Below are 7,389 nucleotides of genomic sequence, written 5' to 3' on the forward strand. Positions count from 1 at the left end.
TTCTGAATTTCGTTTTCTTGCGAACTTTGCTGTACGATGGTACCGCTTGTTCGCAAAAAACGAAAAACGCCAAAAATGCTGTAAGTTCGATACTTACAGCATTTTTTTAAACTTCATCGTCAACACTTCGTGTTGCCACCTCCTCTTGCGTCAATGGGAGGTATAATTCGGTTGATTATATTTCGGCGTGTTTCAGCAGCTTTATTGACAGTCTAAAGCAACTTAATGTTGCTTTGTGATACCGTATGTTTGAGTTTTTAAATCCAAAAAGAATGGAATGTGAGCGGGGGATAGTGTAAAAAATATAAAAATGATAGCAATTATTATTAATAAAGCAAATGATATTCCGTTGATTAAACCTTTGCCTTTAGAATAATTTATTATATTATAACTAATTATATATGCAAACATTATGCCTATAAAAAAACTTGCAATATTTACAACTTCAAAATATCTGCCAAACATTCCGGCAGAAATATAAAATACTGCAAGTGTAATTAACATTCCCGATGTTATTCCGATTAGTTTTGCTGTGTATACATTGAATTTGTCTTGCGATAGTTTTATTGCTTCTATAAATGTCCAAATTAAATATGGAAAAAATAACATCTTTAAGTGTTCAAATACACTTTCGTTAATAGGGCAGAACAAACCGACAATGGGATTATTTTCACTCCATTCAAAAACAAAGTGCATTAGAGTTCCGATAGCGCAAGTAAAAATAAATCCAAATATTTCAAGTCGAAGTACTTTTTTGTTCATTATATCACCAATAATATAATATGATATAAATATATAAATTATTATATAAAAAAACAGACTGCCAATTGACAGTCTGCTATGGCGCAGAGGGTGGGATTCGAACCCACGTGGGCGTGAACCCAAACGGTTTTCAAGACCGCCTCGTTATGACCACTTCGATACCTCTGCGTAACTCGAATGCTTTGCTATATTATCATAACAGGAATGAAATGTCAAGCATTTTTTTAAATCTTTTTTATTTTGTTTTTTTACTTGACATTTTGGCATTTATATGATAAAGTAATTTCTGCACTGAGGTGCAACAACTTGACAGGTAAAAACCAAGTTACACGCAGAAGTACTCAAGCTGGTGACGAGGCGCCCCTGCTAAGGGCGTAGGCCGGGAAACCGACGCGAGAGTTCGAATCTCTCCTTCTGCGCCAAGAAAGAAGTCTTAATTTTAAGGCTTCTTTTTATTTTTGTGAGAGATGAGAACTCTGACTAATCCATATATAATATGTGTAGATTTTTTACTTATATTTTTTGTTTATCAATATAAAATAAAGTTTTTGTTAAGATTTGCAAAACTTATTGACATAAAAGTTTTTTATGCTATTATTATGGTAGAAAAACTAAGTGAGGCAAATTATGGAAAAGGATATACTTATCAGAACAAAAAATTTGTCGAAATATTATGCTGTCGGTGATGAAACCATTAAGGCTCTTGACGATGTAAATCTTGAGATTGAGCGAGGACAAATCGTTGCCATTCTTGGCACATCCGGCTCGGGTAAATCAACACTTTTGAATATGCTTGCGGGACTTGAACGACCGACCAAAGGTGAGGTTCAAATCGGAAAATTTAGAATTGATGAATTGACAGAGGCACAGCTTACAAAATTTAGACAAAGATACACAGGCTTTATCTTTCAAGCGTATAATCTTTTGCCAACGCTTACGGCACTTGAAAATGTGGCTTTTCCGCTGTGTTTTAGAGGCGTTGATAAGCAGACGAGGGAAAAGAAAGCGTTTGAGATGCTTAAACTTGTCGGAATTGAAAAAAGATATAAGCATAAACCAACCGAAATGAGTGGCGGTCAACAGCAAAGAGTCGGCATTGCAAGGGCGCTTGTAACCGACCCAAGCATTATTTTTGCGGATGAGCCGACAGGTAACCTTGATAGCCATACCACTCAAGAGGTTATGGAACTTATCAGAAATATTGTTGATACTCGACATAATACTGTTATTATGGTAACTCATGATAAAAGCGTTGCGGAATATGCCGATATTATTGTTAACATTAGCGACGGTAAAGTCGTTTCAAAAGAATATAGAAGAAATATGGAGAACTAATATGAAAAAATTAAAAGGTATTTTATCAGTTTTTATTGTAATGATTATGGCTTTAAGCGTTCAAGTTCCTGCTTTTGCTGCTGAACAGACGATTGCTCCAAAGGTTACATTTTCTAATTTTACTGTTGATAAAACTATAATTAAACCGGGTGATATTTTTACTTTCACTGTTACAGCCTCAAGTACAAGAGGTCAATATATTGACGATGCATCATTCAAATTTTCCGGTGGCGATGCATTCTCTGTCTATAAGGGATCTGACACAGAATATGTTTCGGCATTCAGCTCATCTGTTACAGTCAGCAAAACCTTCATTTGTAATAATGAAACTACTGCCGGCTCACATCCTATTTCGGTATCTTGCAGTTTTTCATATTCCGGTCCTGAAATGAACGGAGACGGTTCAGCAGAAGCAAATTATAGCGTTATGACAACATCAAATTCAACCGTTAACGGAAATACTCCTGTTCTTGTTATGTCATATGATAAATTTGATGAAGATATTAAAGCGGGCGATAAGTTCAATTTTAATTTCTATATTACAAATAAAAGTAACACTTATGATGTAAGAAATGTTAATGTAAAAATTAACGGCGGTGATGCCTTTACTATTGTTAGCAGTGGCGATACAATTTATAAAAGCGGTATAGGCAAAAATAAAACGGCAGAACTTTCTAAAAAACTTATTTGCAATAAATCTGCATCATCGGGCTATCATCCTATTTCATTGTCCGTTACATATGAATATGTAAAAGCAGGGGCAACAGAACAGGGAACAGCTGAAGCAACATTTACTGTAAAAACTGCTGCAAAGAAGCATGATTCTTCTGTTTCTCTCACTCCAAGACTTGTTGTAGGTAGCTTCAATTACGGAAACAAGTCTATCAGAGGCGGTAAAAAGTTCACTCTTAACTTTACAATTAAAAATAATTCAAAAAGCATTAAGGCAAAGAATGTAATTATCAAACTTTCAGGCGGTGATGTATTTGTTGTTGCTGACGGAACTGACACAATTTCTGTTAATAACATCAATCCAAATTCAACCGTTACTGTTTCAAAGAAGTTTAATTGCCTTAACACTGCACAATCAGGCGTTCATCCAATCACAGCATCTATTTCGTATGAATATATAGAGGGCGGTCAGAAGCAATCGGGAACTGATGATTTGACAATGAGTGTTCCTGTTGTTCAGCCTGACAAGGTAATGTTCACAAGTATTGACCTTGCCGACAAAACAATCAATACAGGTGATGAAACCGACTGTGCATTCAGCATTGTAAATACAGGTAAAACAGTGCTTAACAATGGCAGCATCAAAGTTGTTGACGAATCAGGCACAGAACTTAACTCATCTTATATCGGCACAATTGAAGCCGGTGCACAGTATTCAAGTAACTATAATTTGCCGATTACAATGAATGAACCGGGCGATTATAAACTCACTTTGGTGTTTGAATATGAAAATGATAATGCCGATAAGAAAAGAATTAAGCAAACCTTTAAAGTTCATGTAGAAGATTATACCGATCCGTTCCCAACAGACCCGACTGATACACTTGATGACAAAGGGGATGATGATTCATCAAGCAGTAAAACAAAGGTGATTATCGGTGTTGTTGCAGGTGTTGTAGGTGCAGTTGTAATTGTGGCTGTTATTGTTAAGAAAAAGAAAAAGCACAATAAGAAAGGTAAGGTAGATTTTAATGAAGAAATCTGATCTTATTGCAATTGCTTGGCAGAACCTTAAAAATAGAAAGACAAGAACTATCCTTACAATTTGCGGTGTTGTTGTCGGTGCTTGTGCTATCATTATTATGCTTTCAATCGGTCTTGGTATCGACAAAATGATTACCGACCAATACAAGAGTGATTCTAAACTTACAAAAATTTATGTGTATTCATCAGATGACGAAAACGGAAAACCACTTCCGTTTGACGATTCGGCTGTTAAATATTTTGAGAAAATTGATGGTGTAAAAACGGTTGTTCCGATGTTTATGATTTACAATAACGCATCAATTACTTGCGGTAAATACAGATATACCGGAACTATTTACGGCATTGACCTTTCTCAAATGGAAGCACTCGGCTATAAACTCAAAAGCGGTAACTTTTCAGGTGTTAATAATCCTAACTGTGCTTTCTTTGGTAAGGATTCCGTAACAAATTTTCAGGATGCACAGGGAAATCAGGTAAACTATTCTTACGATAAAAACTATGAGCTTTCCTCTTGTGATATTGATGCTATGGAAGATTCATTCTTCATTTCTTCAAAATCAGGTGACGACGGATCCGGCACGGATTCAACCACAAAATACGGCAACAAGCAAAAACTTAAAGTTTCAGGCGTTCTAAAACCGAGTTCATCATCGGATTATGATTCACAATATTCTGTATTTATTAGTATGGACTTGGCAAAAAGACTTTTTGAAGAAAGTCAAATGATGTCTTCTTCGACAAGAAAAGACAAGTTTACATACAGCAGTATTTCTGTATATGTTGATGATTCAAGTAAGGTTAATGATGTAAAAACAACCCTCCAAAATGCAGGATATTCGTGCTCAACTGATGACGAGGCTCTCGAAAGCTCTAAAAAGGTTATGAAAGTTGTTCAGCTTGTTTTGGGTGCAATCGGTGCGGTTTCAATGTTCGTTGCATCATTTGGTATCAGCAACACAATGGTTATGTCTGTTTTTGAACGCCAAAAGGAAATCGGTATTCTCAAAGTTATCGGTTGCGAAATTAAGGATATTAAAGCTATGTTCCTTTATGAAGCTGCCATTATCGGCGGCATTGGCGGTGCAATTGCAGTTGTAATCAGTTATATCGTTTCAATATCGGCAAATCTAATAGGACAAGCGGTTATGAATCATATGGGCGGAGATTCATTCTTAGGAATGGGTGCGGATGTAAAGGTTACTTTGTCTTATATTCCGCCATGGCTTGCTCTTTGCGGTGTTGTAATTTCAGCGGGAATCGGTATTCTTGCAGGTCTTTCACCTGCCAAAAAATCTGTTAAGGTTAGTGCCTTGACCGCAATTCAAAACTAAATATTAACAAGAAAAAGCCCACCGTTTGGTGGACTTTTTTTGATGTGTATAATGAATTATGCTTCTGTTTTTTTAGCAAAGCATTCACTGCAATATACCGGTCTGCCGTCAGTTGGCTTAAAAGGAACTTTGCAGCTCTTTCCGCATTCTGCACAAGTTGCGTCGTGCATTTCTCTTGGAGCTTTAGACGCTTGTTTCCTGGCGTCACGGCAAGCCTTACAACGCTGTGGTTCATTTACAAAACCTTTTTCAGCATAAAATTCTTGCTCTCCTGCGGTGAAAATAAATTCATTGTGGCAATCCTTGCACACTAATGTTTTGTCTTCGTACATGTTTCATCCTACCTCTCTAAAATTTTGCCTTGGGGCTATTATTCAAAAAGTAACTCCTTCGAGTTTCTTACGAATACGCTGTATGGCGTTGTCAATAGCTTTTGTGTTTTTGTCGAGCTTTTCAGCAATTTCGCTGTATGAGCATCCGACGATGTAAAGTCTTAAGACTTCGTTTTCAAAGCTTGACAATTCTTCATAAAGCACTGTGCTTAAGGTTGATACGCTTTCTTTGGCGAGATATTCGTCCTCTGCACTGAGGTGCACAACATCGTTTATATAATCTTCTTCGAGCGACACAATATTTGATTGGGGTATATCTTTTAGGCGAGATACCTTTTTGAGTGCCGACTGAATAGAATTATTTATGCAATGTCCTGCATAGGTGCTGAATGATGCGCCTTTTTCTTCTCTGTAAGAGTTAATTGCCGCCAACAAACCTATCATACCTTCTTGAACGAGGTCGTCCTTTTCAAGAGGGGAGTTGATGTACTTCATTGCGATTGCTTCAACAATCGGCTTATATCTGTTAATCAGCTCATTAGTAACATTTTCATTTCTGCGTAAAGTGAGGAGTTCTTTGTCCGACTTTTTGTTTATATCAGCCATTTGTCCTCCCGTATCACTTTATAATTAACACTTATATATATTATAATAATAAACTAAATATTTAAACCTGTCAACAACTTTTGTTAAAAAGAAATAAGGTTATTATATTATTTAAATATTTGTTGTCGGATTTTATACATTGAATCTAAACAAAACAATGTCGCCGTCGTTCATTACATATTCCTTGCCTTCACTTCTGACAAGTCCTTTTTCCTTTGCAACGGTCATTGAACCGCAAGCCATAAGGTCATCAAATGAAACAACTTCCGCTCTGATGAATCCACGCTCAAAGTCGGTGTGGATTTTGCCGGCTGCCTGTGGAGCTTTTGTCCCTTTTTTGATTGTCCAAGCTCTGACTTCAGGTTTGCCTGCGGTCAAATAGCTGATAAGACCTAAAAGGGAATAACTCTTTTTAATCAAACGGTCAAGACCTGATTTTTCGAGTCCCATATCTTCAAGAAACATTTCCTTTTCGTCAGCATCAAGTTCTGCAATTTGTGCTTCCATTTCTGCACAAATAGGGAATGTTTCTGCGCCTTCTTTTGCTGCAATTTCTTTAACTATGTTATAGAATTTGTTGTTGTCAATTCCGTCAACAAAATCGTTTTCACCCATATTACAAGCGTAAATCACAGGCTTAATAGTGAGAAGAGAAACATCCTTGAGATATTCCTTTTCTTCGTCAGAAATTTCGCAAGCTCTTGCAGTTTTGCCTTCTTCCATTTCCTTAACAAGTCTTTCGAGAAATTCAACTTCACCGGCAAGTTTCTTGTCGCCCTTCATTGCTTTTCTTCTGTTGTCAAGTCGTCTTGAAAGAATGTCGAGGTCAGAAAGAACAAGTTCAAGATTGATTGTTTCAATATCTCTTGCAGGGTCAATGCTGCCGTCAACATGGGTGATGTCGTCATTTTCAAAGCATCTTACAACATGGATAATGGCATCAACTTCTCTAATGTGTGAAAGAAACTTGTTGCCGAGACCTTCGCCCTGGCTTGCACCTTTTACAAGACCTGCAATGTCAACAAATTCGATTGTTGCAGGTGTAAACTTGTCCGGATTGTACATTTCTGCAAGTTTGTCAAGTCTTTCATCCGGCACGCTTACCATACCTACATTTGGTTCAATTGTGCAAAAAGGATAGTTTGCACTTTGTGCACCCGCATTTGTGATTGCGTTAAAAAGAGTACTTTTTCCTACATTAGGCAATCCAACCATTCCTAATTTCATATTATAAACTCCCTCTTATCTAATTTTATTCTGCAATATTATATAACAAATAAATTATTTTTACAAGTATTAATATA

The 7,389-nt window shown here is 36.6% G+C and carries 7 protein-coding genes and 2 tRNA genes; 4 read left to right on the forward strand and 5 right to left on the reverse strand.

The genetic code is table 11. The features are described 5' to 3' along the window. Positions 1–222: 222 nt before the first annotated feature. Both B5D29_RS08275 and B5D29_RS08280 read right to left on the reverse strand, forming a co-directional pair. Positions 223–762 carry a DUF6512 family protein gene (locus B5D29_RS08275; RefSeq protein ID WP_078769093.1) on the reverse strand — a complete coding sequence of 180 codons (540 nt, stop codon included), beginning with the start codon at positions 760–762 and terminating at the stop codon, positions 223–225. A 79-nt stretch (positions 763–841) separates the two neighbouring features. Further along, positions 842–930 (reverse strand) — tRNA-Ser (locus tag B5D29_RS08280). Between the two features lie 163 nt (positions 931–1,093). Here B5D29_RS08280 and B5D29_RS08285 point away from each other — a divergent pair. From B5D29_RS08285 to B5D29_RS08300, 4 genes are all read left to right on the forward strand, one after another. Then, positions 1,094–1,184 (forward strand) — tRNA-Ser (locus B5D29_RS08285). Between the two features lie 205 nt (positions 1,185–1,389). Further along, positions 1,390–2,097, forward strand: a complete 708-nt coding sequence (locus B5D29_RS08290) for an ABC transporter ATP-binding protein (RefSeq protein WP_078769094.1) — start codon at positions 1,390–1,392, stop codon at positions 2,095–2,097. Position 2,098: 1 nt separating this feature from the next. Beyond that, positions 2,099–3,814 (forward strand): COG1361 S-layer family protein, encoded by a 1,716-nt coding sequence (locus tag B5D29_RS08295; RefSeq protein WP_078769095.1) that lies wholly within the window; start codon positions 2,099–2,101, stop codon positions 3,812–3,814. Continuing rightward, positions 3,801–5,147 (forward strand): ABC transporter permease, encoded by a 1,347-nt coding sequence (locus B5D29_RS08300; protein ID WP_078769096.1) that lies wholly within the window; start codon positions 3,801–3,803, stop codon positions 5,145–5,147. Before B5D29_RS08295 ends, B5D29_RS08300 begins: the two co-directional genes overlap by 14 nt. A gap of 56 nt (positions 5,148–5,203) precedes the next feature. Here the strand turns inward: B5D29_RS08300 and B5D29_RS08305 are convergent, their stop codons facing one another. The 3 genes from B5D29_RS08305 to ychF all read right to left on the reverse strand — a co-directional run bounded on the left by B5D29_RS08305 (position 5,204) and on the right by ychF (position 7,312). Further along, positions 5,204–5,479, reverse strand: coding sequence for a zinc-ribbon domain containing protein (locus B5D29_RS08305; RefSeq protein WP_078769097.1), 276 nt, complete (start codon positions 5,477–5,479; stop codon positions 5,204–5,206). Positions 5,480–5,521: 42 nt separating this feature from the next. After that, on the reverse strand, positions 5,522–6,085 hold the full coding sequence (locus B5D29_RS08310; protein ID WP_078769098.1) for a sigma-70 family RNA polymerase sigma factor: 564 nt from the start codon (positions 6,083–6,085) through the stop codon (positions 5,522–5,524). Between the two features lie 132 nt (positions 6,086–6,217). After that, complete coding sequence (gene ychF, locus B5D29_RS08315; protein ID WP_078769099.1) at positions 6,218–7,312, reverse strand: redox-regulated ATPase YchF; 1,095 nt, start codon at positions 7,310–7,312, stop codon at positions 6,218–6,220. Between the last annotated feature and the right edge of the window lie 77 nt (positions 7,313–7,389).

The sequence above is a fragment of the Eubacterium coprostanoligenes genome, assembly GCF_900167205.1.
GTDB classification, from domain to species: domain Bacteria; phylum Bacillota; class Clostridia; order Oscillospirales; family Acutalibacteraceae; genus Eubacterium_R; species Eubacterium_R coprostanoligenes.

What these genes read in the sequence shown, in the direction of transcription:
- B5D29_RS08275 (WP_078769093.1), bottom strand. Translation starts at nt 762, where the DNA reads ATGAACAAAAAAGTACTTCGACTTGAAATATTTGGATTTATTTTTACT.
- B5D29_RS08310 (WP_078769098.1), bottom strand. Translation starts at nt 6,085, where the DNA reads ATGGCTGATATAAACAAAAAGTCGGACAAAGAACTCCTCACTTTACGC.
- B5D29_RS08295 (WP_078769095.1), top strand. Translation starts at nt 2,099, where the DNA reads ATGAAAAAATTAAAAGGTATTTTATCAGTTTTTATTGTAATGATTATG.
- ychF (WP_078769099.1), bottom strand. Translation starts at nt 7,312, where the DNA reads ATGAAATTAGGAATGGTTGGATTGCCTAATGTAGGAAAAAGTACTCTT.
- B5D29_RS08290 (WP_078769094.1), top strand. Translation starts at nt 1,390, where the DNA reads ATGGAAAAGGATATACTTATCAGAACAAAAAATTTGTCGAAATATTAT.
- B5D29_RS08300 (WP_078769096.1), top strand. Translation starts at nt 3,801, where the DNA reads ATGAAGAAATCTGATCTTATTGCAATTGCTTGGCAGAACCTTAAAAAT.
- B5D29_RS08305 (WP_078769097.1), bottom strand. Translation starts at nt 5,479, where the DNA reads ATGTACGAAGACAAAACATTAGTGTGCAAGGATTGCCACAATGAATTT.